The 21,200-nt window shown below is 67.5% G+C and carries 24 protein-coding genes and 1 pseudogene; 8 read left to right on the forward strand and 17 right to left on the reverse strand.

The genetic code is table 11. The annotated features are described in order from the left end of the window. Nucleotides 1–7: 7 nt before the first annotated feature. Together DMC61_RS35990 and DMC61_RS35995 are read right to left on the reverse strand one after the other, a co-directional pair. A complete protein-coding gene (locus DMC61_RS35990) occupies nucleotides 8–1,234 on the reverse strand; it encodes a DUF445 domain-containing protein (protein WP_125694999.1) in 1,227 nt (408 codons plus the stop codon). Nucleotides 1,235–1,284: 50 nt separating this feature from the next. After that, nucleotides 1,285–2,514: a DUF445 family protein gene (locus tag DMC61_RS35995; RefSeq protein ID WP_016337725.1), complete on the reverse strand. Its 1,230-nt coding sequence runs from the start codon at nucleotides 2,512–2,514 to the stop codon at nucleotides 1,285–1,287. Between the two features lie 123 nt (nucleotides 2,515–2,637). Here DMC61_RS35995 and DMC61_RS36000 point away from each other — a divergent pair, with 123 nt between their 5' ends. The 4 genes and pseudogenes from DMC61_RS36000 to DMC61_RS36015 all read left to right on the forward strand — a co-directional run bounded on the left by DMC61_RS36000 (nucleotide 2,638) and on the right by DMC61_RS36015 (nucleotide 5,517). After that, nucleotides 2,638–3,597: a hypothetical protein gene (locus DMC61_RS36000; RefSeq protein ID WP_125695000.1), complete on the forward strand. Its 960-nt coding sequence runs from the start codon at nucleotides 2,638–2,640 to the stop codon at nucleotides 3,595–3,597. Between the two features lie 87 nt (nucleotides 3,598–3,684). Further along, nucleotides 3,685–4,146: pseudogene (locus tag DMC61_RS36005) on the forward strand (FGGY-family carbohydrate kinase); the annotation flags it as partial. 2 nt (nucleotides 4,147–4,148) lie between these two features. Next, nucleotides 4,149–4,799, forward strand: coding sequence for a class II aldolase/adducin family protein (locus DMC61_RS36010; RefSeq protein WP_125695001.1), 651 nt, complete (start codon nucleotides 4,149–4,151; stop codon nucleotides 4,797–4,799). 121 nt (nucleotides 4,800–4,920) lie between these two features. Beyond that, nucleotides 4,921–5,517, forward strand: coding sequence for a hypothetical protein (locus tag DMC61_RS36015; RefSeq protein WP_125695002.1), 597 nt, complete (start codon nucleotides 4,921–4,923; stop codon nucleotides 5,515–5,517). A gap of 4 nt (nucleotides 5,518–5,521) precedes the next feature. Here DMC61_RS36015 and DMC61_RS36020 read toward each other — a convergent pair whose 3' ends face one another. The 5 genes from DMC61_RS36020 to DMC61_RS36040 form a co-directional block, all read right to left on the reverse strand. Then, on the reverse strand, nucleotides 5,522–6,214 hold the full coding sequence (locus DMC61_RS36020; RefSeq protein ID WP_125695003.1) for an HD domain-containing protein: 693 nt from the start codon (nucleotides 6,212–6,214) through the stop codon (nucleotides 5,522–5,524). Nucleotides 6,215–6,281: 67 nt separating this feature from the next. Continuing rightward, nucleotides 6,282–6,920 carry a hypothetical protein gene (locus tag DMC61_RS36025; protein ID WP_016337711.1) on the reverse strand — a complete coding sequence of 213 codons (639 nt, stop codon included), beginning with the start codon at nucleotides 6,918–6,920 and terminating at the stop codon, nucleotides 6,282–6,284. 40 nt (nucleotides 6,921–6,960) lie between these two features. Then, entirely contained in the window at nucleotides 6,961–8,007 is a 1,047-nt protein-coding gene (locus DMC61_RS36030; protein WP_228688429.1) for a hypothetical protein, read from the reverse strand. Nucleotides 8,008–8,156: 149 nt separating this feature from the next. Continuing rightward, nucleotides 8,157–8,762: a transglutaminase family protein gene (locus DMC61_RS36035; protein ID WP_125695004.1), complete on the reverse strand. Its 606-nt coding sequence runs from the start codon at nucleotides 8,760–8,762 to the stop codon at nucleotides 8,157–8,159. Beyond that, nucleotides 8,759–9,319, reverse strand: coding sequence for a TetR/AcrR family transcriptional regulator (locus DMC61_RS36040; protein WP_125695005.1), 561 nt, complete (start codon nucleotides 9,317–9,319; stop codon nucleotides 8,759–8,761). Before DMC61_RS36040 ends, DMC61_RS36035 begins: the two co-directional genes overlap by 4 nt. Before the next feature lie 87 nt (nucleotides 9,320–9,406). Between DMC61_RS36040 and DMC61_RS36045 the strand changes: the two genes are divergently transcribed. Continuing rightward, complete coding sequence (locus DMC61_RS36045; protein WP_125695006.1) at nucleotides 9,407–10,126, forward strand: alpha/beta fold hydrolase; 720 nt, start codon at nucleotides 9,407–9,409, stop codon at nucleotides 10,124–10,126. Nucleotides 10,127–10,319: 193 nt separating this feature from the next. On the opposite strand, the gene DMC61_RS36055 is transcribed toward DMC61_RS36045, so the two are convergent. The 10 genes from DMC61_RS36055 to DMC61_RS36100 all read right to left on the reverse strand — a co-directional run bounded on the left by DMC61_RS36055 (nucleotide 10,320) and on the right by DMC61_RS36100 (nucleotide 18,267). Continuing rightward, nucleotides 10,320–10,664, reverse strand: a complete 345-nt coding sequence (locus DMC61_RS36055; protein ID WP_125695007.1) for a hypothetical protein — start codon at nucleotides 10,662–10,664, stop codon at nucleotides 10,320–10,322. A 12-nt stretch (nucleotides 10,665–10,676) separates the two neighbouring features. Beyond that, nucleotides 10,677–12,110 (reverse strand): MBOAT family protein, encoded by a 1,434-nt coding sequence (locus tag DMC61_RS36060; protein WP_016337705.1) that lies wholly within the window; start codon nucleotides 12,108–12,110, stop codon nucleotides 10,677–10,679. A gap of 256 nt (nucleotides 12,111–12,366) precedes the next feature. Then, complete coding sequence (gene rlmB / locus DMC61_RS36065) at nucleotides 12,367–13,323, reverse strand: 23S rRNA (guanosine(2251)-2'-O)-methyltransferase RlmB (RefSeq protein ID WP_016337704.1); 957 nt, start codon at nucleotides 13,321–13,323, stop codon at nucleotides 12,367–12,369. Nucleotides 13,324–13,358: 35 nt separating this feature from the next. Further along, on the reverse strand, nucleotides 13,359–14,750 hold the full coding sequence (gene cysS, locus DMC61_RS36070) for a cysteine--tRNA ligase (RefSeq protein WP_125695008.1): 1,392 nt from the start codon (nucleotides 14,748–14,750) through the stop codon (nucleotides 13,359–13,361). A gap of 46 nt (nucleotides 14,751–14,796) precedes the next feature. Beyond that, nucleotides 14,797–15,483 (reverse strand): HAD family hydrolase, encoded by a 687-nt coding sequence (locus DMC61_RS36075; protein WP_125695009.1) that lies wholly within the window; start codon nucleotides 15,481–15,483, stop codon nucleotides 14,797–14,799. Between the two features lie 107 nt (nucleotides 15,484–15,590). Further along, nucleotides 15,591–15,986 (reverse strand): PPOX class F420-dependent oxidoreductase, encoded by a 396-nt coding sequence (locus tag DMC61_RS36080; RefSeq protein ID WP_016337701.1) that lies wholly within the window; start codon nucleotides 15,984–15,986, stop codon nucleotides 15,591–15,593. Between the two features lie 14 nt (nucleotides 15,987–16,000). Continuing rightward, nucleotides 16,001–16,396, reverse strand: a complete 396-nt coding sequence (locus DMC61_RS36085) for a PPOX class F420-dependent oxidoreductase (RefSeq protein WP_125695010.1) — start codon at nucleotides 16,394–16,396, stop codon at nucleotides 16,001–16,003. A gap of 28 nt (nucleotides 16,397–16,424) precedes the next feature. Continuing rightward, nucleotides 16,425–16,895 (reverse strand): 2-C-methyl-D-erythritol 2,4-cyclodiphosphate synthase, encoded by a 471-nt coding sequence (gene ispF / locus DMC61_RS36090; RefSeq protein WP_125695011.1) that lies wholly within the window; start codon nucleotides 16,893–16,895, stop codon nucleotides 16,425–16,427. Nucleotides 16,896–17,065: 170 nt separating this feature from the next. After that, complete coding sequence (locus DMC61_RS36095; RefSeq protein WP_370456443.1) at nucleotides 17,066–17,716, reverse strand: 2-C-methyl-D-erythritol 4-phosphate cytidylyltransferase; 651 nt, start codon at nucleotides 17,714–17,716, stop codon at nucleotides 17,066–17,068. A gap of 59 nt (nucleotides 17,717–17,775) precedes the next feature. Further along, nucleotides 17,776–18,267 (reverse strand): CarD family transcriptional regulator, encoded by a 492-nt coding sequence (locus DMC61_RS36100; RefSeq protein WP_005165253.1) that lies wholly within the window; start codon nucleotides 18,265–18,267, stop codon nucleotides 17,776–17,778. A 297-nt stretch (nucleotides 18,268–18,564) separates the two neighbouring features. On the opposite strand from DMC61_RS36100, the gene DMC61_RS36105 reads away from it, so the two are divergent. The 3 genes from DMC61_RS36105 to DMC61_RS36115 all read left to right on the forward strand — a co-directional run bounded on the left by DMC61_RS36105 (nucleotide 18,565) and on the right by DMC61_RS36115 (nucleotide 21,198). Next, on the forward strand, nucleotides 18,565–19,284 hold the full coding sequence (locus DMC61_RS36105) for a hypothetical protein (RefSeq protein ID WP_125695012.1): 720 nt from the start codon (nucleotides 18,565–18,567) through the stop codon (nucleotides 19,282–19,284). A 111-nt stretch (nucleotides 19,285–19,395) separates the two neighbouring features. Beyond that, complete coding sequence (radA, locus tag DMC61_RS36110) at nucleotides 19,396–20,754, forward strand: DNA repair protein RadA (protein WP_016337697.1); 1,359 nt, start codon at nucleotides 19,396–19,398, stop codon at nucleotides 20,752–20,754. Between the two features lie 156 nt (nucleotides 20,755–20,910). After that, nucleotides 20,911–21,198: a hypothetical protein gene (locus tag DMC61_RS36115; RefSeq protein ID WP_125695013.1), complete on the forward strand. Its 288-nt coding sequence runs from the start codon at nucleotides 20,911–20,913 to the stop codon at nucleotides 21,196–21,198. Nucleotides 21,199–21,200 lie beyond the last annotated feature (2 nt).

Genomic DNA, 21,200 nt, shown 5'->3' on the forward strand with positions numbered 1-21,200 from the left:
TTGGCCTTCAGTGAAGCAGTAGAAGCACCTGAAGTTCACCGACAAGGCCGCCGATCACCGCGCCGACGGCGATCAGCTTCCACTCGTCCTGCCGGAACGCCGGGCGCAGCAGCTGCTCGAATTCGAGCGGCTTCAGCCGCCGCATTCTGTCCACAATGGTGTTCCGGACGTCGAGCGCGTTGACCGCGTAGCTCTCGGCGTGGCGGATCGTCTCCGGGATCCGCGCCGCCGCCTTCGCGGCCGCCGTCTGCTTCATCTCCTGGAACCGCCTGCTCCCGACGGCCATCGCGACGAACGGCTTCACGACACTCGCCTGCGCGTCGATCGTCCGCTGCACCTCGCGCGTGATCATCGAGAACAGCTTGTCCGACTTCGGTCCGCTCAGCACGGCTTCGAGCAGGTTCGGGATGGTGATGATCTCGCGCGCGATCATGTCGCCGTAGTCGGCGGAGACCTGGTCCTTGCGCTTCTGGAACACGCCTTGCCAGGTGTAGAAGCCGAAGAACCGTTTCGGCTCGCGCGGCAGGAAGATCATCTTCAGGGCGATCCAGTCGGTGAACCAGCCGATGCCGATACCGAACAGCGGCAGCACGATCGGCGACTTCGTCAGCGCCCACACCAGCAACTGCACGCAGCCGAGGGAGAACCCGAACACGATCCCCGACCGCGCGATGAACCGCATCTCCGGCCGCGAGATGTCCCGGATCAGCCGGTTCAGCAAGGCCTTGTCGCGCACCAGGTTCGTCACGACCATGTGCTTGAGGTCGAGGACGTCCTCGATGTTCTCCGAGATCTCGCCCATGATCTTCGTGATCGCGCGCGGCGCCTCCGCCTGCACGCGTTTGAGCAGCAGTTGCTGGGCGGTGTTCGGCAGTACTTCCCAGAGTCTGGGCTGGTACTGCTCCATCACCTCGCGGGTGACGTCCTCGACGATCCGCAGAAGCGGTTGCTCGATCTCCTTCGCCACCTGGGCCGGGTCGAGCCTGGCGAAGATCTCCTTCGGGTCGACGAGGTTGTTCGTCAGCATCTCGGTGGCGGTGGCCGCCATCCGTTCCGCGTTCGCCGGCAGTACCCCTTGCCAGCCGAGGAACGGTTTGACGCCGACGAATTCCACCGGTTTGAACATCATCTCGATGGCGACGCGTTTGGTGACGTAGCCGATCAGCGCGGCGATGAACGGCATGGTGACGTACACCGGCCAGTGCTCGCCGAGATCGGCGATGACGGCGTCCACTTCCGAGCCCCTCCCGCGTCTTGCTTGAGGGGCAACCTAGCCGCCTGTCCTCAATGGAGGAGTAACAGGACCTGAAGTTCACCCACGAGCCCGCCGATCACCGCGCCGACCGCGATCAGCTTCCATTCGTCCTGCTGGAAGGCGGGACGGAGGATCCCCTCGAACTCGAGCGGGGTCAGCTGCTGCATCTTCGTGACGATGGTGTTGCGGACGTCGAGCGCGTCAGTGGCGTAGCTCTCCACGTGTTTCACCGTTTCGGGGAGATACGCGATCGCCTTTTCCGCCGCGGCCCTCTTCATCTCCTGGTACTGGACCCCGCCGACGGTCAGCGCCACCAACGGTTTCGCGATGCTCGCCTGCGCGTCGATGGTCCGCTGCACCTCGCGGGTGATCATCGCGAACAGCTTGTCCGATTTGGGCCCGGTGAGCACGGCCTCCATCACGTTCCGCACGGTGAGCACCTCGTCGGCGATCAGTGCGCCGTAGTCCTTGGCGACCGCCTGGCGGCGTTTCTGGAACATGCCCTGCCAGCTGAAGAACAGGAACCGGCGCGGCTCACGCGGGTAGAAGATCATTTTCAGGGCCAGCCAGTCGGTGACGAACCCGGTGACGAAACCGAAGATCGGCATGATCAGCGGCTGCTTCGTCAGCGCCCACGCGACGAACTGGATCAGGCCGATGACGAAGCCGAACCAGATGCCGGACCGGGCGATGAAACGGAGCTCCGGGGTCGCGACCTCCTTGATCAGGCGGCAGGTCAGCGATTTGTCGCGGACCATCGAGTTGATCAGCATCTCGTTGACGTCGAGGACCTCGTCGATGTTCGTCGACACCTCGCGCATCAGCCTCGCGACGACCTTCGGCGCCTGCGCCCGGACCTGGTCGACCAGCATGCGCTGTGCCCGCGTCGGCAGCAGTTCCCACAGTCTGGGCTGGTACTGCTCCATCACTTCGCGGGTGACGTCCTCGACGGCCTTGAGGAGTGGCTCTTCGAGTTCCTTGACCATTTCCTCGGGATCGAGCCGGGAGAAGATCTCCTGCGGATCGACGAGGTTCTTGGTCAGCAGGTCGACGGCGGTGGTCGCCATCCGGCGCGAGTTGGCCGGGATGACCCCCTGCCAGCCGAGGAACGGTTTGATCCCGACGAACTCCAGCGGCCGGAACATCATCTCGATGGCCACGCGTTTCGTGATGTACCCGATGAGTGCGGCGATGAAGGGCATCGTGGCGTAGACGTGCCAGTGCTCGCGAATGTCTTCGAGGATCGCCGAGATGTCCAACCGGGCCTCCGCTGCTTACGACCTGTCAACAATGCAGGATGCCATGTGATCGGTCCACCACACGCCGAGTGCAGCCGTTTGGCGGTACTGCCCGACGGGTGCCCGCTCATTAAGGTGACCGCCATGGTCGCTCCTGAGAAGACGGCGCCTCAGGCGCCCTCAGCGAAATCGTCCCCGTTCGCGGGCTCCGTCCGCGGTTACGACAAGCGTCAGGTCGACGAGCGCCTCGCCGAGCTGGCGACCGAACTCAAGCAGACCTCACGCAGCCGCGACGAAGCCGTGGCGACCGCCGGTGAACTCACGAAGGCGCTCGGCCACGCCCAGAAGGAACTGGACGAGACCAAGGCCGCCCTCGTGCGGATGAGTTCGAGCCCGTCCGGCGCCGGCGCGATGGCCGAACGCGTCCGCATGATGATGCAGCTCGCCGAGGAGGAGATCGCCGAACTCAAGGCCGCCGCGGAAGCCGACGCCAAGTCGACCCGGGCGGAGGCGGACAAGTACGCCCACGAGACGCAGCGCGCGAGCGACAAGGCGGCCAAGGACGCGCAGGCGGAACGCGAGAAGCTGCTCGCGGACGCCAAGGCGGAGATCGAGCGGCTGAACTCCGAGGCGGCGCAGAAGCGCAAGGAACTGGACATGGAGAGCGTCCGGGCCCGCGCCGCCGCGGACAAGAAGGCCGAGGAGGCTTCGGCGGCTCGTCGCGCGGCGGCCGAGAAGGCGTCCGCGGACAAGATCGCGGAAGCCGATCAGGTGTCGGCGGCCAAACGTGCCGAGGCCGAGCGGATCTCCGCGGAGAAGATCGCCAAGTCGGAGAAGTCTTCGGCGGAGGACATCGCCGCGAAGCAGGAGCAGGTCGCGGAGGCCCTCACCGACGCGAAGACCCAGCAGGCCGAAGCCCAGCAGGCCCGGAAGCTCGCGCTGGAACTCCGGTCCAAGGTCGCCGATCGGCTCTCCGCCACGGACGTCGCCGTCCAGGAGGCCATCCGGCTGCTGGCTCCCGCCCCTGATGCCGACGAGGCACCCAAGCCGGAGGCCACGCCGAAGCCCGCTCCCACCAAGTCCAACGGCCCACGCCCTTCCTGATCCCTATCGGCGCCGGACGACGGCGAACAGCTCGTCGTCGATCCAGCCCCTGGTGTGCAGCTCGGCGCAGAATCGCTGGTACGACTCGTCCGCGCGCTCCCGTTCCTCTCCGCGTCCGGTGAGCGGGCGCCGTTCGTCGACGCTTCGGCGAGGGCCCAGTTCTCCGGGCTGAGCCTGGAGAGCGAGCGTGGTGACATCGTCCGGGCGCTGTGCGAGTCGATCGCTTACGCGGCAAGGCATTGCTTCGAGGCGGCCGGGCTCACCGGTACGTTGTACGCCTGCGGCGGCGGGGTCCGGTCGCTCGAATGGACCCGGATCTTCGCCGACGTTCTCGGACGGCCCATCGTGATCCCCGGCGATCCCGGGGTCGGCGCGCGAGGCGCGGTGATCGTCGCGGCGGATGCCCTCGGCGAACCGGTCGACCGGGAACTCTGGGCGGAGAGCGCGCGCGTCGTCGAGGTCCGGCCCGAGAACGTAGGGTTCTACGAGCAGGGCTATGCCGACTATCAGGCCTCACTGGCCGCGGCCCGCGGACTTTGGAGGTTGTGACGGTGATCCTGGCCAAAGAACGCTTGGCGGTCTGCGAGTTCGCCCGCCGGATGACCGCGGACGGGCTCGTGGTCGGCACCTCCGGCAACGTCTCCGCGAGGCAGGGCGAGCTGGTCGCGGTGACCCCGACCCGGGTCGACTACGCCGGGCTGCGGCCGGAAGACATCCCCGTGGTCGGTCTGGACGGCGAAATCGTCGAAGGCACGCTCAAACCGACCAGCGAACTCCCGATGCACCTCACGGTGTACCGGCAGGCGCAGGATCCGGACGGCAAGCCCATCTCCGCCGTGGTGCACACGCATTCCGTGCACGCCACGGCGGTCTCCACCCTGGTCACCGAGGTGCCGCCGATCCACTACATGCTCGCCGCGATCGGTCCGACGGCCCGTGTCGCGCCCTACGCGACGTACGGCACCGAAGAGCTCGCCAAAGCCATGCTGGAGGCGCTGGACGGCCGCCGAGGATGCCTGCTGGCGAACCACGGCACCACCACCTTCGGCGACAGCCTCGGCTCCGCGTACAGCCGGGCGCAACAGCTCGAGTGGGTCTGCCAGGTATGGCTGACGGCGCGCGCGGCCGGAACGCCGAACCTGCTCCCAGCCGACGAGATCGAGCACGTCGTGGAGAAACTTCGCGGCTACGGGCAGCGCTAGGCCGCGCCGTCCCCCAAGCGACGGACCGGGTTCAAACCGGCGAGGGACGCGGGCGGGCAGCGGCGGCTGTGAGCGTGGGAACCGATCACCTGATCGGCATCCGATGGTCCGAGGAGCACGCATGACTGTCCACCAGCCCACGGCGCCCGGGCGGCTGCGCGCCGCCTGGCACAACGCGCACGCCCCGGTGCCGGGAGTACCGCGGTGGGCCCGGATCGCCGCCTACGCCATCCCCTTCGTCGTGCTGCCCTCCGGCCTGTGGCGGATCATGACCGTCGTCTTTCACATCGGCGACGACGCCACGCATGGCGCGGGCCAGCTCCCGTCGTGGTTGCCGGGGCCGGTGTACATCGTCGGCCTGTCCGTCTTCTCCGAACTGCTGGCCTTCACCGCCATCGGGCTGATCGCCGCCTGGGGCGAGGTCGTCCCTCGCTGGATCCCGTTGCTGGGCGGACGCCGAGTGCGGCCCCTCACCGCGATCCTGCCCGCCGCCCTCGGCGCCACGGTCCTGACCGTTCTGTGGACCACCGCCTTCGTCACCGGGATGTCCGGGCTCACCATCCAAGGCGACCCGCTCCCGGCCGACTACCCCTCGAACGCGATGCACGGCTGGCAACTCGCCTTCTTCGAACTCACCTACGCGCCGCTCCTGCTGTGGGGGCCGTTGCTGGCAGCGGTCACCTTCGCGTACTGGCGGAGGCGCCGGCACGTTCATTGACGCCCTAGGACGCCGCGGGCTCGACTTCGAAGTCCGTGGCGTCCACGGCGTGCACCGCGTCGAGAAGTTCGACGACCGTCGGATCGTCGACGGCTTCCTTGATGCACTGCCACAACTGGAGATTCGCCAACGCCCAGCGAGAGTAGTTCTCCGCTGCTTTCGGGTTGTAGAAGTAATAGCCGCTGTCGTGGACGTCGCGTTGTTCACCGACGATCTTGTGCGCCAGTTCGCGCAGGCTCAGCCCGTTCTCCCGCAGATAGCGGTGGGCGAGGACGACGGGCGTCACCGGCAGCGCCTTGAACAGCGTGTCGGCGTCGCTCAACGCTTGAGCCTCCAGCGAGATGTGGCGGCCTCTGGTGGCCATTTCGGCCTCGTCGATGATGTCGTCGACCCACCGGCCCACGTCTTCCTCGACCCCGCATTCCCGCAGGATCTCCATCCGGAGGTCGCGTCCGGCGGCCGCGGGGGAGTTGCGGAGCACGATGTAGTTCACATCGTGCACCAGCGCCGCCACCTCGACGACGGTGCGATCCGCGCCGTTGTGGTCGGCGAACCCCGCGGCCTTGGCCCGGACGAAACTCACGTGGTGCCAGCCGTGGAACTGCAGTTTGTCCGCATAACGCCAGCACAGTCGCCGGACGTGCTGCTCGACGGCGTCAATGGTATGGGAAGGAATCGTGCTCTTTCGCGCGCGCATACACCTCTCCGATCCCGTTCAGGAGACGGGTGGAGTAATGGTAAGCGCCCGCGACGGCGGTGTGTAGTTAGATGCGTCCGGCGAGATCCCCCAATCGGACCTCAACCGGAACGTGACGATGCCCTGTCCCGGTCTTCGGGTCAAAGGAAAGACTGAACTCGCTCACGGGGCGTGATTTCACCAAAAACGTCATAGTCCCTTCGGTGGCCTCGGGAATCCGATGGAACTCGTCCGCGTACATGACGCCTACCGACCCGGTCTGACACAGCGTGCTACGTCGTAACCGAACCGATGTGATCAATCCGGAGAGCTGGTCGCGCAAGGTCGAATAGCGTTCGTGGACGTAGTTGCCACGGAGGATCGTGGTGCAGAAGTGATATCTGTGATTGTGCACGGAATCGGCGTACCCCTCTCGCCAGTCCTCCGGCGCCTTGTACTCGTGCAGCCAGACCGAAAAGGGATCCGTCGGGCAATCGAGCAGGCACCAGGCGAAATGGGTGGTGGTCTCCCGGGACCGCTCGAGTACCGCGCTCGCCTCGTCCGGGCTCAGCGAATCCAGATGCCGTCGGAGGTCGTCGCGCAACTCTGGTCTCGACGTCCAGTCGCGGAAGATGCCGTCGACGATCCGCCAGTGCTGCGCCAGTGGCAGGTCCGTGGTCCGGAGCAGCGCGGAGAGCTGGGTGAGGGGGGACAAGCGAGTGAGCAACTTCAGCTCCTCAAATCTAGTGCTCTGCGACGCCGAGAGGTCAGGGGTTCAACTCGGCGAGTGTGGTGAACTCCTTCCGGAAGGAATGGAATTTCCCTTCCAGTTCGAGGAAGTTCTCTTCGGACAGGGGAGAGCCGGTGATCTTTTCGTACAGGGCGAGGAAATCCGCCCGGGTCGTCGTGGTGGAGATGCGGAAGTGCCGTCCGGACCGGGATTGGGACACGCGCAGGAACTCGGAGCGTTCCTTGTTGTACAGGAACGAACCTTCGCTGAACCGCAGTGTTCGCGGGTACAACGTGGTCGCGCCGCGGATGTCGCTGTACAAGGTCACCCAAACGCTCTCGTCGAACACTTCGAGCCGGTCCAACGGCGGGTCGGCGACGACGGTGATGTCCACCAGCGAGCACCGGCTGCGCGCCAGGAACAGCCCGACCAGGCCGATGCTGATCTCGTCGTTGAGCCGCGACCGGATCGTCTCGTAGTCCACGCCCGCTTCTTCGCTGCGCAGGAGATAGCGCGCCCGGCCACCGATCGCCCCCTCGTCGCGTGGGTCGGCGATGACCACGCGGAGCTCCCTTTCGGTGCGGGACAACAGCAAACGGGCCGCGGCATGCCTGCCGGAGAACCCGCGGAAGAAGTAGTGCCTGGTCACGTCGAGGTCTTCGGTCATGACCCGGTTGAACAACGGATCCGGATCGGTGGTCGCCTCGAAGACGTGGGTGGGGAAGAATTCCTTGTTGAGCGAACGGTATTCGGCGCTGAGCGCTTCCAGCGCTCGTCGGCTTTCCTCGATCACCGGGGTCACCATCGCGCGCTGTGACGCGGTGGCGGTGATCAGGGTCTGGCCGAAGCCGACCACCGCGGAGATCAGGGTGCCGGTGCCCAGTGAAGTGAGCAGTGTCTTGCCGGCGCCGGGATCCATCATGCTGGAGATCCACAGGCTGAGGCCCGCGACGACGACCAGTACGGTGAGCAGCAGACTCGTCCTGGTCCAGAAGATCTCTTGCAACGGGGTACGGCGGAGCCGGTCGGCTTCCGCGGGCACGAGGGTCACCTCCTTGATCAGCACCCGAACGGACGAACGCAGTGCGTATCTGTTTGAGTGCGGGGAGTTACTCTACGCGCATCGTGACAATGTCGAAATAAGAAAATCGGGGGAAAGGCACCAACAACGAATGTGACGCTCGGCGATGCCGGTTTCGCATCGGAGGTTTCGCCGGATCGCGGAAAAACCACTCACGGAGCGTGCGGAAGGATTCCTTCGTACCACTCGGGGCCGGGCTTCGCCGACGACAAGGTTTCGACGACGGCCGAAGACGGTGTGGTGTACACCGTGGGGAAGTCGATCTCGCCCTTCGACGGATCCAGCGTCCAGGCGAGCCGCTCCTCTTCCGGCTGACTCGCTCGTATGAAAGGAAAGTGCGCGTCCGCGCCGTTCTTGTTGCCCCTCGGGTCGAGCCGGATCCACCGGTCCGGACCACTGAGGTACACGGCGTTGAGCCCGTGCAGGACGCCGATCCGCTGATAACAGAACCCGGCCGGGATGCCTTGGCTGCGAAGCAAAGCGGCCAGCAGGTGGGCTTTCGCGTAGCAGAGCCCGACGCGCTCGCGCAAAACCTCGGAGGCCATAAGGGTGACGCGGGAATCGGCGGCGTCCACCGTATGGGCGATGTCGTCGCGCACGAAGTGAAACATCGAACGAATCACGTCGACCTCGGTGCCGCCGGCCGGTGACAGACTGTCAGCCGTTTCGCGGATCAGCGGATGATCGTGATCGACGATCGCGTCGGCGGCGAGATAATCTTCCAGCCGCTGGGATTCGATCTTCAACGTGATTTTCACGCGGCACCACCCAGTACTGTGTCGACGACTTCTTCGAGGAATTTCGGATCGGCTTCGCCGCCGCGCAGCAGCAATCGGAACCAGATCGCCCCCGCCAGCAGATCCATCACCAGCACCGGATCGGCTCCGGCGCGCAGTTCGCCTCGCGCGGTGGCGCGGTCGAAGATCGGCTGTTCGCGTGCCATGCGATCGGCGAAGAAACTCCTTGCCACGTCACCGAGTTCCGGCCGCCGGGGGCCGGCGGTCAGTGCCGCCGTGACGACCGGAGCGGTGCGCTCCGAGGTCAGCAACCGGTGGATTTGCGTTGCCACGGCGAGAAGATCGCCGCGCAGGCCGCCGGTGTCCGGGACGTCGACGGCGAACAGGCCCGAATCGCGCAGTGCGGCGGCCAGCAGCGCGTCCTTCGACGGCCACCAGCGGTACAGCGTCGTCTTGTTGACGCCGGACCGGGCGGCGACGGCCTCGATGGCGAGCTTGTCGTAGCCGTGCTCCGCCAGGAGTTCGAGGGTGGCGGCGAAGATCGCCTCCGCCTTGCGCGGGCCGTTCCGAGTGGTCACCGCCCGAGAATACAACGCACCGTTGCGTTGCAGGGCGAGCGCGCGTACTTTGCAACGCAACGGTGCGTTGCATTCAGGAGGTAGTCCATGGTCCCCGTCGTCTTCGTCCACGGCATCCGGCTCAGCGGTGCCGCCTGGTCCGGGCAACTCGAACTGCTCGGCCATCCCGCGAAAGCCGTCGATCTCCCAGGCCACGGCACCCGCCGGGAAGAGCGGTTCACCCTGGCCAAGGCGGCGGACGCGGTCGACGAAGCGATCGGCGAACCCGCGCTGGTCGTCGGGCATTCGCTCGGGGGCTACGTCGCCATCGCCGCGGCCGCGCGGTATCCGGAGCGCGTGGCGGGCCTCGTCGTCGCGGGCTCGACCTTCTTGCCCGGCAAGGCATTGGAGACGCCGTTCCGCGTGGCGCACCGCTTGCTCATGCGGCTGCCGGACCAAGGCGAACGGCTGAGCCGATGGCAGTTCCGGAGTGCCCTTCCGCCGAAACTCGCCGAAGCGGTGATCGGCGGCGGCATCGCGACCGAGGTCATTCCGGACGTCGCCAAGGCCTTCGCGGACTTCGACGTGCTCGCGACCCTGGCGGCCTATCCGGGTCCCACCTGGCTCGTCAACGGCTCACGCGACCACTTCAGGCGCCATGAACGCCGGTTTCTCGAAGCTTGCGCCGACGGCAGGCTGATCAACGTCCCGAAGGCGGGCCACTACCTGCCGATGGTGCGGGGGAAGGAGTTCGCTCAGCTGGTGCTCGACGCGGCCCGCAGCCTGTCGATCTCGCCGGCCAGTTCGGAGCGCAGCGGGTCGTGCTGAGGCCCGAGCGACGCGGCCCAGTTCTCCATCGGATACAGCCAGACCGTCCGGTTCCCGGTCGTATCGCGGCCAGACATGCGCGTGCAGGAACGGATCCGTGTTGCCGAGGATCTCCAGATTCACCCGGCGGAAGCCCGGATCCCTTCGCGCGCAGACGTTTTCGACCGCCTCGCCGAGTAACTCTACGGCCAAGTTAGGCGACCGGGAGGATCGAACCACCCTGGCTGGTGAGCTGGGTGGCCAGCCGGACCGGCTCGTGATGCGGCGCCAAGACGATCGAGGCGAACGGGGTCGCGCTGGACCCGGCCCCGTAGTTGGTCTGCATGTGGACGCTGACGTGCACGTTCCGGTCGGCGGGGATCTCGAACATGACCGACCCCCACGAGACCACGTACTGCCTGCCGTCGATGCTCGCGAACGGCACGTAGGGCAGCCTCATGCTGGGAAAGGGCCGCATGTCGACCGTGAGCAGACGGCGCGGGCCGTCGTGGTTGTCCACGTACGGGATCACTCCGGGCTGAGCCGCCAGGTTGGTCATTCTCGGGCTCCCTCAGAACTGGTAGTAGAGGAACGGGCTGAACGTCCCGGTCGCGATCAGGATGGCCGCGTACACCAGCCCGACGGTCATCACGCCGATCCGCAGCGCCGTGGCCGGGCGGCTCCGCGAGGATTCCAGCAGCGGCCCGGTCACCGGATGCGCGGGCAGGAACACGATCGCCAGCGCGCACAGCAGGATGACCAGCCGCTGGTTGGTCACCGCGCTCTCGACGACGTCGGTGAGACCGGTGAAGTCCGGCAGCACCATGTGCCCGATCATGCCGAGCGCGTGCGGCAGGTCCTTGGCGCGGAAGAAAACCCAGCCGAAGACGACAAGCACCAGCGTCAGCGCGCGGCGGCCGATGCGGGCGGCCTGCGACTTCGGGGTGACGTCGTAGCCGAAAGCGCGTTCCACGATCAGCAGCGCGCCGTGGTAGATGCCCCAGATCAGGAATGTCCACTGCGCGCCGTGCCAGAACCCGGTCAGCACGAACACGATGCACAGGTTCCGGTACGTGTGCCCGGCGCCGGTGCGGTTGCCGCCCAGCGGGATGTAGACGTAGTCGCGGAACCAGCGGGACAGCGACATGTGCCAGCGTCGCCAGAATTCGGTGATGGTCACCGACGAGTACGGTCTCGCGAAGTTCTCCGGCAGCCGGAAACCGAGCATGCGGCCGAGCCCGATCGCCATGTCGGAGTACCCGGAGAAGTCGAAGAACAACTGCAGCGTGTACCCGATCGCGCCGAGCCAGGCGATCGCGAAGGTCATCTGGTCCGGTGGCGTGTTGAAGCAGGCGTCCACCATCGGGCTGAGCGAGTCCGCGATGATCGTCTTCTTGCACAGCCCCAGCGCGAACCGCGGGAAACCGGCGGCGATGTCGTCGAGGCGGTGCGACCGCCGCTGCGGCAGCTGGTCGGCGATCTCGCGGTACCGCACGATCGGCCCGGCCACCAGTTGCGGGAACATCGCGATGTACGCGGCGAACGACACCGGGTCGCGCAGCGCGCGGCGTTCACCGCGGTAGATGTCCACCACGTACGAGATGTGGTGGAACGTGTAGAACGAGATGCCGATCGGGATGACCAGGTCGGCCACCGGGAAACCGCCGCCGAACCAGTGCGTCACGGCCGCGATCTGCTGGGTCGCGAACCCCGCGTACTTCCAGATCAGCAGCATGCCGACGTTGAGACCGATGACGCCGAGCAGCAGCCGTTTGCGCCGTTTGTTCTGCAGGTCCCACGCGTTCGGCTCCAGCGCGGGCCCGGCGAGGAAATTGACCACCATGCAGCCGAGCAGCACGAGCGTGTACGGCCCGGCGCCGGTGGCGTAGAAGATCAGGCTGCCGACCGCGACGATGCCGTTCCGCCAGCCGCGCGGGCACACCAGCACGGCGAGCAGGACCGCCGGCATGAAGTACCACAGGAACAGCGGTGAAATGAACGACATCGGTGCGGGGTCCCCCAGGCGGTTACGCGTTATCCGCTGGTGACCTTAGCCTGCGTGCCAGGTGGCGGAGCTGAGATGGCCCCGGAAAAGTGACCACACGCTTGAACCCGCCCGGCCGAAGGCCCCGCTATCGCGGTGGCAGGGCGCCCTGAAATCACCCGTGACGTGAAGAACCGGGCCGCGCCCTGCCGACGTCGATCGCGGACGCGGGTTCACCGAGAAACACCGCGCCCGCACCGTGTGACGAAGTGCGGGGTCAGACACGTCCCGCGAGCCGCCGGCGGCGCGCCACCTCGGCCAGCAGCACCCCGGCCGCGACCGACGCGTTGAGCGATTCGACGCCCGCCGCCATCGGGATCGACACGGTCGCGTCGCAGGTCTCGCGCACCAGCCGGGACAGGCCGCGGCCCTCCGAGCCGAGCACGATGACCAGCGGGTCCGCCGCGAGGTCCAGTTCGTCGATGTCGACCGAGCCGTCCGCGTCGAGGCCGACGACCATCAGGCCCTCGTCCTTCCACGCCTTCAGCTGACGGGTCAGGTTGGTGGCGACGGCGATCGGCAGCTTGGCCGCGGTGCCGGCGGAGGTCCGCCACGCGACCGCGGTCATGCCCGCGCTGCGCCGCTCCGGCAGGAGCACCCCCTGCGCGCCGAACGCGGCGGCCGAGCGGATCACCGCGCCGAGGTTGCGCGGGTCGGTGACTCCGTCGAGCGCGACGAACAGCGGGGTCTGCCCGGAGTCCTTCGCGACGGCCATCAGGTCGCGCGGGTCGGCGTACTGGAACGGCGGGACCTGCAGGCCGAGGCCCTGGTGCATGGCCCGGTTGGTCTTGCGGTCCAGTTCCTCGCGCGGGATCTCCAGGATCGAGATGCCCTTGTCGCCGGCGAGCCGGACGGCCTCGTTCACGCGGTCGTCGATGTCGATGTTGATCGCCACGTACAGCGCGGTCGCGGGCACGTCGGCACGCAGCGCCTCGACCACCGGGTTGCGCCCGGCGATCAGTTCCGGCTTGTCGGCCTTCTTCTGCCGCGCCTGATCCTTGCGGTCACGCGCGTTGGCCATCCGGTACGCCTTGTGACCGGGCCGGTCCTCGGCCTTGGGGGTCGGGCCCTTGCCTTCGAGGCCCTTCCGGCGCTGGCCGCCGGAGCCGACGACCTGACCCTTCTTCGTGCCGGGCTTGCGAATAGCGCCCTGGCGCCGGGAGTTGCCTGCCATCAGTGAGAATCCTTGAGCTAGAAACCGAGTAAGTGTCAGACGTCCTTGACGGTCCACTGTGGACCGTTCGGCGTGTCCTCCACCACGATGCCCGCCTGCTGGAGGCGGTCACGCGCGGCGTCCGCACGGGCGAAGTCCTTGTCGGCGCGGGCCTGCTGCCGTTCGGTGAGCAGCCCTTCCACGAGATCGGACAGTGCCTGCCGGGTGGGCGTCTCATTGCCGCCCGCCTCGGACCAGCGCGCGGAGAGCGGGTCGAGGCCGAGCACGTCGGTCATCGCGCGCACGGAGGCGGCGATTTCGAGTGCCTTGGAATTGTCGGCCGCGTCGAGGGCCGCGTTACCGTCCCGGACCGTGTTGTGCAGCACGGCGAACGCCTGCGGGGTGGCCAGGTCGTCGTCGAGAGCGGCGGCGAACCCGGCCTGGATCTCGCCGAGGTGCACGGAGCCGGCGCTGCTCGCGGTCCGGCGGAGGAACTGCTCGATCCGCCGGTAGCCCTGCGCGGCCTCGGTGAGCGCTCCGTCGGAGTACTCGATCGTCGACCGGTAGTGCGGCTGGACCAGGTAGTACCGCAGTTCGGGCGCCCGGTAGTTCTTGAGCATCTCCGGGATCGAGACCGTGTTGCCCAGCGACTTCGACATCTTCTCGCCGGACATGGTCACCCAGGCGTTGTGCAGCCAGAACCGCGCGAACGGGTCACCGGCGGCGTTCGACTGGGCGCGCTCGTTCTCGTGGTGCGGGAACACCAGGTCGACGCCGCCGCCGTGGATGTCGAACTCGGCGCCGAGGTACGCGGTCGCCATCGCCGAGCATTCGAGGTGCCAGCCAGGGCGGCCGGAGCCCCACGGCGTCGGCCACGACGGCTCGCCCGGCTTCGCGCTCTTCCACAGCGTGAAGTCGCGCGGGTCGCGCTTGCCCTCGCCGAGGCTCTCGCCCTGCTGGACCTCGTCGAGCTTCTGGCCGGAGAGGTCGCCGTAGCCGTCGAACGCCTTGACCGAGAAGTACACGTCGCCACCCGAGGCGTAGGCGTGCCCGCCGTCGATCAGCCGCTGCATCAGCTCGACCATCTGCGTGACGTGCCCGGTCGCCCGAGGGGCGATCGAGGGGGGCAAGCAGCCCAGCGCCTCGTACGCCGACTCGAAGGCGCGCTCGTGCGTGGCCGCCCACTCCCACCAGGGACGATCCGCCGCGGCGGCCTTGGTGAGGATCTTGTCGTCGATGTCGGTGACGTTGCGGACCATCAGCACGTCGAGTCCACTGTGGACGAGCCAGCGACGCAGGACGTCGTAGTTCAGCGCGCCGCGGACGTGGCCGATATGCGGGATGCCCTGCACGGTGGCACCACACACGTACATGGACGCCGTTCCGCTACGGGCGGGATGGAACTCCCGCACGCTCCGGGTCGCCGTGTCATAGAGGTGTAGTGCCACCCTAAAAGGGTACGGGGTCGGCGTGAGCGGTGTCGCAGTGACCGTATTACAGCACGTTATGGGTGCGCAGGGCGCTGAGCAGGGCGTCCGGCCGTTCCGTCGTCGGCAGCGGCTCTACCAGCGCGAACGAGCAGCCGATGTCGCGCGCGGCGCCGTCCGCTTCCTCGCTGTCGCCGATCATGAGCGTTTCCGCCGGTTCGACGCCGAGCCGCTCGACGGCCGCGCGGAAGATCTCCGGCTCCGGCTTCACCGCCCCGACCTCGAACGACAGGATGAACTCGTCGACGTAGGCGTCCCAGCCCCGGCGGCCGAACGCGGGCCGGATGTCGAAGGCGATGTTGCTCAGCACCCCGAGCTTCACGCCCTTGCCCGAGACTCCCTTGAGGACGGCCTCGGTGTCCGGGTACGGCGTCCACTGGGTGGGATCGATCAGCCGGGTGTAGAGCGCGACGGCCTGGTCGGCGTGCGGCACCCCGGACTGCTTGAGGACCTCGAGGTACACCTTCCGGTGCAGCACCGGGTCGCGGTCGCGGTGGTTCCAGGCGTGCAGGTGCTCCTCGTCGAGATCGACGACCTGGCCGACCGGCGCGGTCATCCGGCGCATCAGTTCGGTCTGGGCTTCGAGGTCCAGGCTCTCGCCCTCGTGGTCGGTGAGGTCGGCGAGCCAGGTCTCGTCCTGTTCGAGCCGGAAGACCGTGCCGGAGAAGTCGAACAACACAGCGCGAAAGGTCACGAGGTCCACATTAGCCACGATCGTGGGGTTCCTGCCGCCCCTCGCGTGTGAGATGAAAGGTCCTTTCCTTGCAAATTTTGCAAGGAAAGGACCTTTCATGGCGCGTGTCAGGCCGCGTTGCCGGTGATCTTGGTGGGCGTGATCCGGACCAGCACGCGGACGACGTCCGCCGGCTCCTCCGGGTAGTCCTTCCCGAGGTACTTGTGCGACAGCTCGTTGATCAGCTCGCGCCCGCCCTCGTCGGTCATCTCCACGGTCCCGCGGATCTCGACGTAGTCGTACGGGTTCTCCTGGTCGAAGACCGAGACGGACACCCGCGGGTCCCTGGCCATGTTCCGCTCCTTGAGACGGCCGCGCACGGTCGCGAAGACCACCGTGTCGCCGTCCCGCTTCGCCCACAGCACGGACGTCTGCGCGGAGCCGTCGGCGTTGATGGTCGCGAGGATCGGGAAGTTGTTGCCGTCGAGGAGTTTCTTGGTCGCGTCGTTGAAGGTCACACCCATGCCCGAGAGCCTAATCACCGCACGTTCCCGGCGATCCGTTCGACGCGCAGGCGGACGATCACCCGCTCGACCTCGTCGCCTTCCGGCGGCGGGTCCTGGCCGAGGTACTTGTGGCTGAGTGTCTTCGGCAACGTCTTCCCGGGATCCGGGGTGATCGTCACCGTGCCGCGCAGCTGCGTGTGCCGGTACGGGTTGTCCGCGTCGGTGATCGAGACGCTCGCGCGCGGATCACGGCGCAGGTTTCGCACCTTGAGCCGGTCTTCGGTGGCGCTGAAGACCAGATCGCCGTCGTCGAGGCCCACCCAGACGATCGAGGTCTGCGGGCCGCCGTCGGCGTCCAGCGTGGCCACGGTCGCGAAGTTCTTGCCGTCCACCAGTGCTCGGACCGGTTCGGGAAGTGTGACTGCCATGACAGCCCGAACCGGCTTCCGGCCGCGGCTATTCCTGCGAGGGCAGCAGCAGTGCCGTGGCGAACGCCGCGATGCCCTCGCCGCGCCCGGTGAGGCCGAGCCCGTCGGTCGTCGTCCCGGAGACGCTCACCGGCCCGCCGACGGCCTCGCTCAACACCTTCTGCGCCTCTTCGCGGCGTTTCCCGACGCGCGGCGCGTTGCCCACGATCTGGACGGTCGCGTTACCGACGGTCCAGCCGTCCGCCTCGACCAGCCGCCGCGCCTCCGCGAGGAATTCGACGCCGTGTTTGCCCGCCCAGCGCGGATTCCCGGTGCCGAACACCGCGCCGAGATCACCGAGCCCGGCCGCGGACAGCAGCGCGTCGCACAGCGCGTGCGCGGCGACGTCGCCGTCGGAATGGCCCGCGCAACCGTCGACACCGGGCCAGAGGAGCCCGGCGATCCAGCACTCGCGGCCCGCCTCGACGGGGTGGACGTCGACGCCGTTCCCGATCCTCACAGCACTTCCTTCTTTCCTCGCCGTTCGCGCGCGACCGCGATCGCGTCGCCAGGGCGCACGTTAGCGACCTGCCTCGGGAATCCGGCGAAGGCGCCCCGCCGCCGCGATAGCGGGGCCTCGCGGCCATCCGCGCGCTCTTCGGCCCGCTCGGGTGCCGCGGCGCGCGCAGATCACAGGACTTCCTCTGCTTCCCCGGCCCGGGCGATCGCCTCGGCCAGCTTCAGTTCGAACGAATTGGTGACGCGCATCGCATCCGGGTGCCCGGCGACGGTGTGCGCGCCGTCGAGAGACGGCTTGGCGGCATACGAGAGAAAAGTCTCACGGGTGAAGCCGAGCGGGGTTTGCGCCGTACGCAGGTATGCGCGGTCTTCGGTCCCTGTAATCACTTTCGCCGCATCAGTCACCTTCACGGTGTCCGCCATCGGCAGTACCGGGACCACGAAGGGAGATCCGGCACGGACCGCGTCCGTGACGGCACGGACCGTGTCCAGGGGAGTGAAAGCGCGCAGAGCGTCGTGCACGAGGAAAACCGGATTCCCGGTGATCTCTTTTTCGACGATGTCGAAAGCATGCTTGAGCGACGAGCCGGGTACTATCCGGCAACGCTCCTCGAAGCCGCTCAAAGCGGCCGAAAACAAATCAGCACACCGCTCGGGGGCCGCTACGACCACCAGATCGAGATCCGGCAGAGCGAGCAGCCCCCGCACAGTGTGCGTGAGTAACGCTTCACCATTGACCGGCGCGAGAGCGAGCTCCGCGTCGGAGGCATGGTGTCGAACGACAGTGACGAACACGATTGTGCTCATATGGACGGTGCTCATATGTGCGCGATCGTAGAGGTATCCCCCGCAGCCTCACCCGGCGTGGGACACCCGCCGGTTCAGACTGCCGCGGTTTCCAGAACTTCGTCGAGGAGGACTTCAGCCTTGTCCTCGTCGGTGCCCTCCGCGAGCGCCAGCTCGCTGACCAGAATTTGCCGCGCCTTCGCCAGCATGCGCTTCTCGCCGGCTGAAAGTCCGCGGTCCTTCTCTCGCCGCCAGAGGTCGCGCACCACTTCGGCCACCTTGTTCACATCGCCGGAGGCGAGCTTCTCGAGGTTGGCCTTGTACCGACGAGACCAGTTGGTGGGCTCTTCGGTGTGCGGAGCACGCAGAACGTCGAAAACCTTGTCCAGTCCTTCTTGCCCGACGACATCGCGAACGCCGACGATCTCGGCGTTGTCCGCGGGCACGCGAACCGTAAGATCCCCTTGCGCGACTTTGAGGACGAGGTACTTCTTCTCCTCGCCCTTGATCACGCGGGTCTCGATGGCTTCGATGAGTGCGGCACCGTGGTGCGGGTAGACGACGGTCTCTCCGACCTTGAAAACCATGTGTCCTCTGCCCCTTTCGCTGAATTCATCTTAGCACGTGCCGACGAGGCCCACCTAGTGGCCCGCGATCGTCGTCGCAGGTCAGCGGCCTGACGGTGGTCCGCCCGGGGGTTGACAAACCCAATTCGCCCATGCTCACGCTGGTGAGAAGCGAACGATTTCCAAATCCTTTGTGGACGGTTGATCTTGGGCACGTCACCGCATTGGTGGGGTGCCAACACGCACCGGGTTCTTGGTCCGCGAAGGCGCCCGGCTAGTCTTCGCGGTGAAGAGGCCGTGAGATGGAAGGACTCCGACGTGAGGCTGCAGAATCGTCGCGTGTTCGGCGCAGGTGTGCTGGCGCTCGGCGCCGCGCTCTTGCTCGCCGGCTGCGGTGCAGGTCAGATCACCCAGACCGACTCGCAGCAGCCCGCGGTCAACGGGACGTACGCGCAGGCGAAGGAGCTGGTGCTGCGGAACGCCGCGCTCCAGTTCCCGACCGAGGGGCAGGCGTACCCGGCCGGTGCCGCCGCGCCGCTGACGCTGACCATCGTGAACCAGGGCAAGCTGGACGACGAGCTCGTCTCGGTCTCCTCCGAAGCCGCCACCGGTGACGCCAAGATCACCGGCTCCAAGGTCGTCGCCGCGAGCCACGCGCTCGTGATCGGCCCGTCCGACGCGGTCGAGTCGACCAAGGAGGTCGCGCCGACGAGCGCCCCGTCCTCCGCGCCGCCGTCGTCCTCGGGCGCGCCGTCCTCGTCGGGGGCGCCCTCGTCTTCCGGGGCCCCGTCGAGCTCCGCCGGGACGGTCACGCCGTCCGTGGGCCCGGAGCAGACCAACGCGCCGGACCAGGTGGGCAAGGCCACCATCGTCCTGCAGGGGCTGAAGCAGCCGGTGTGGGCGGGCCAGACCATCAAGGTCACCTTCGTCTTCAAGAACTCCGGCTCCATCACCGTGGACCTGCCGGTCGCGGCGCCGTCGCACCCGGGCAGCCGGGCGCCCGCGCCGGAGAAGGAAGCCAAGGGCGGCGGGCACTAGATCTCTCGCAAGTACATGAAGGCCCCCTTCACAGCGCTAGACGCAATGAAGGGGGCCTTCATGTACTTGTCGCTCCCCGGGTTTGTCGGTGGTGGCCGCTAGCCTCGCGGGGTGGTCAAGAAAGGCAGCACCTACCGCTGCGGTGAGTGCGGGTACGAGGCGCCGAAGTGGGTCGGGCGCTGCCCCGAATGTCAGGCGTGGGGAACGCTCGAAGAACGCGGTGACGCCCGCCCCGCGATAGCCAGGGTCGCGGCCGGCGCGCCCAGTGCCCCCGCGCGTCCGATCGGCGAGGTCGACGTCGAGACGGCGCGCGCGAAGCCCACCGGGGTCTCCGAGCTGGACCGTGTGCTCGGCGGCGGGTTCGTGCCGGGCGCGGTCATCCTGCTCGCCGGGGAGCCCGGTGTCGGCAAGTCGACCCTCCTCCTGGAGGTCGCCTACCAGTGGGCGGCCACCGCGGGCCGCGCGCTGTACGTCACGGGCGAGGAGTCGGCCGGGCAGGTGCGCCTGCGTGCCGAGCGCACCGGCAACGTCCACGACGAGATGTTCCTCGCGGCCGAGAGCGATCTCTCCGCGATCCTCGGCCACGTCGACGCGGTGAAGCCGGGGGTGCTGATCGTCGACTCGGTCCAGACCATGGCCTCCCCGCAGGTGGAGGGCGCGCCGGGCGGGGTCACCCAGGTCCGCGCGGTCACCTCCGGGCTGGTCGCGCTGGCCAAGGAGCGTGGGTTGCCCATCGTGCTGGTCGGCCATGTCACGAAGGACGGGTCGGTCGCCGGGCCGCGCGTGCTGGAGCATCTGGTCGACGTGGTCCTGCAGTTCGAGGGCGACAAGCATTCGACGCTGCGGATGCTGCGCGGCATCAAGAACCGCTTCGGCGCCGCCGACGAGATCGGCTGCTTCGAACTGGTCGAGGAGGGCATCGTCGGCGTGCCCGACCCGTCGGGGCTGTTCCTGAGCCACACCGCGGAGCCGGTCGCGGGCACCGCGGTCACGGTGACCATGGAGGGCAAGCGGCCGCTGCTGGGCGAGGTGCAGGCGCTGGTGTCGGCGACCCAGTCACCGCAGCCGCGGCGCGCGGTGAGCGGCCTCGATTCGGCACGTGTCGCGATGGTGCTGGCCGTGGTGGAGAAGCGGGCCGGCATCAAGGTCGGCGACAAGGACGTCTACGTCGCGACGGTCGGCGGCATGAAGATCACCGAGCCCGGCATCGATCTCGCCGTGGTGCTGGCGCTGATGTCGTCGGCGCGGGACACCCCGCTCTCGCCCAAACTCGTCGCGATGGGCGAGGTCGGGCTCTCGGGTGAGGTCCGGCGGGTGCCGAGCGTCGGACGGCGGCTCGCGGAGGCCGCCCGGCTCGGTTTCACGTACGCGCTGGTCCCGCCGGATTCCGGCAAGATCCCGCCGGGCATCCGGGTGTTGGAGGTCGGTGACGTCGCGAGCGCGCTCAACGCCGCGAAACACGCTCGTTAGGGGCACGAGTGGACAGATCGCCGTCGCCTCCGCGGCGGATCAAGCGCGTGCCGACGCGGATGGGCGGCGACGGACGCCACAAAGCGGCCGCTCGTACGGCGCAAACGCTCCCAAGTGATATGCCGTGGAGCAGCTGAATTCAAGAGGTGTGCCGAGATGAAGGTGTTTTCCGAAGATCAAATGCATGGCCGAAGCGACCCTGGCCGAGAGGTGACGGAGTCTCTGCTGAGGCTTGTCGACGTCGCGAAGACGGGTGAACTTCTGGATGGCGTGCACAGTTACGCCGACACGATGTTCAACGTCTCGCAGCTCGCCAGGATCAGCGCTGAATCGACGGGCATGCTGGCGCGACATCCGGAACTGCGCTCCGACGTGAACAGAATTCGCGAGTTCTTCTACTCGGTGGAGCGGCGAAGGGGTTACGTTTGGATTTCCGGGGACTGACG

The sequence above is a fragment of the Amycolatopsis sp. WAC 04169 genome (genome assembly GCF_003947535.1).
Lineage (GTDB): Bacteria > Actinomycetota > Actinomycetes > Mycobacteriales > Pseudonocardiaceae > Amycolatopsis > Amycolatopsis keratiniphila.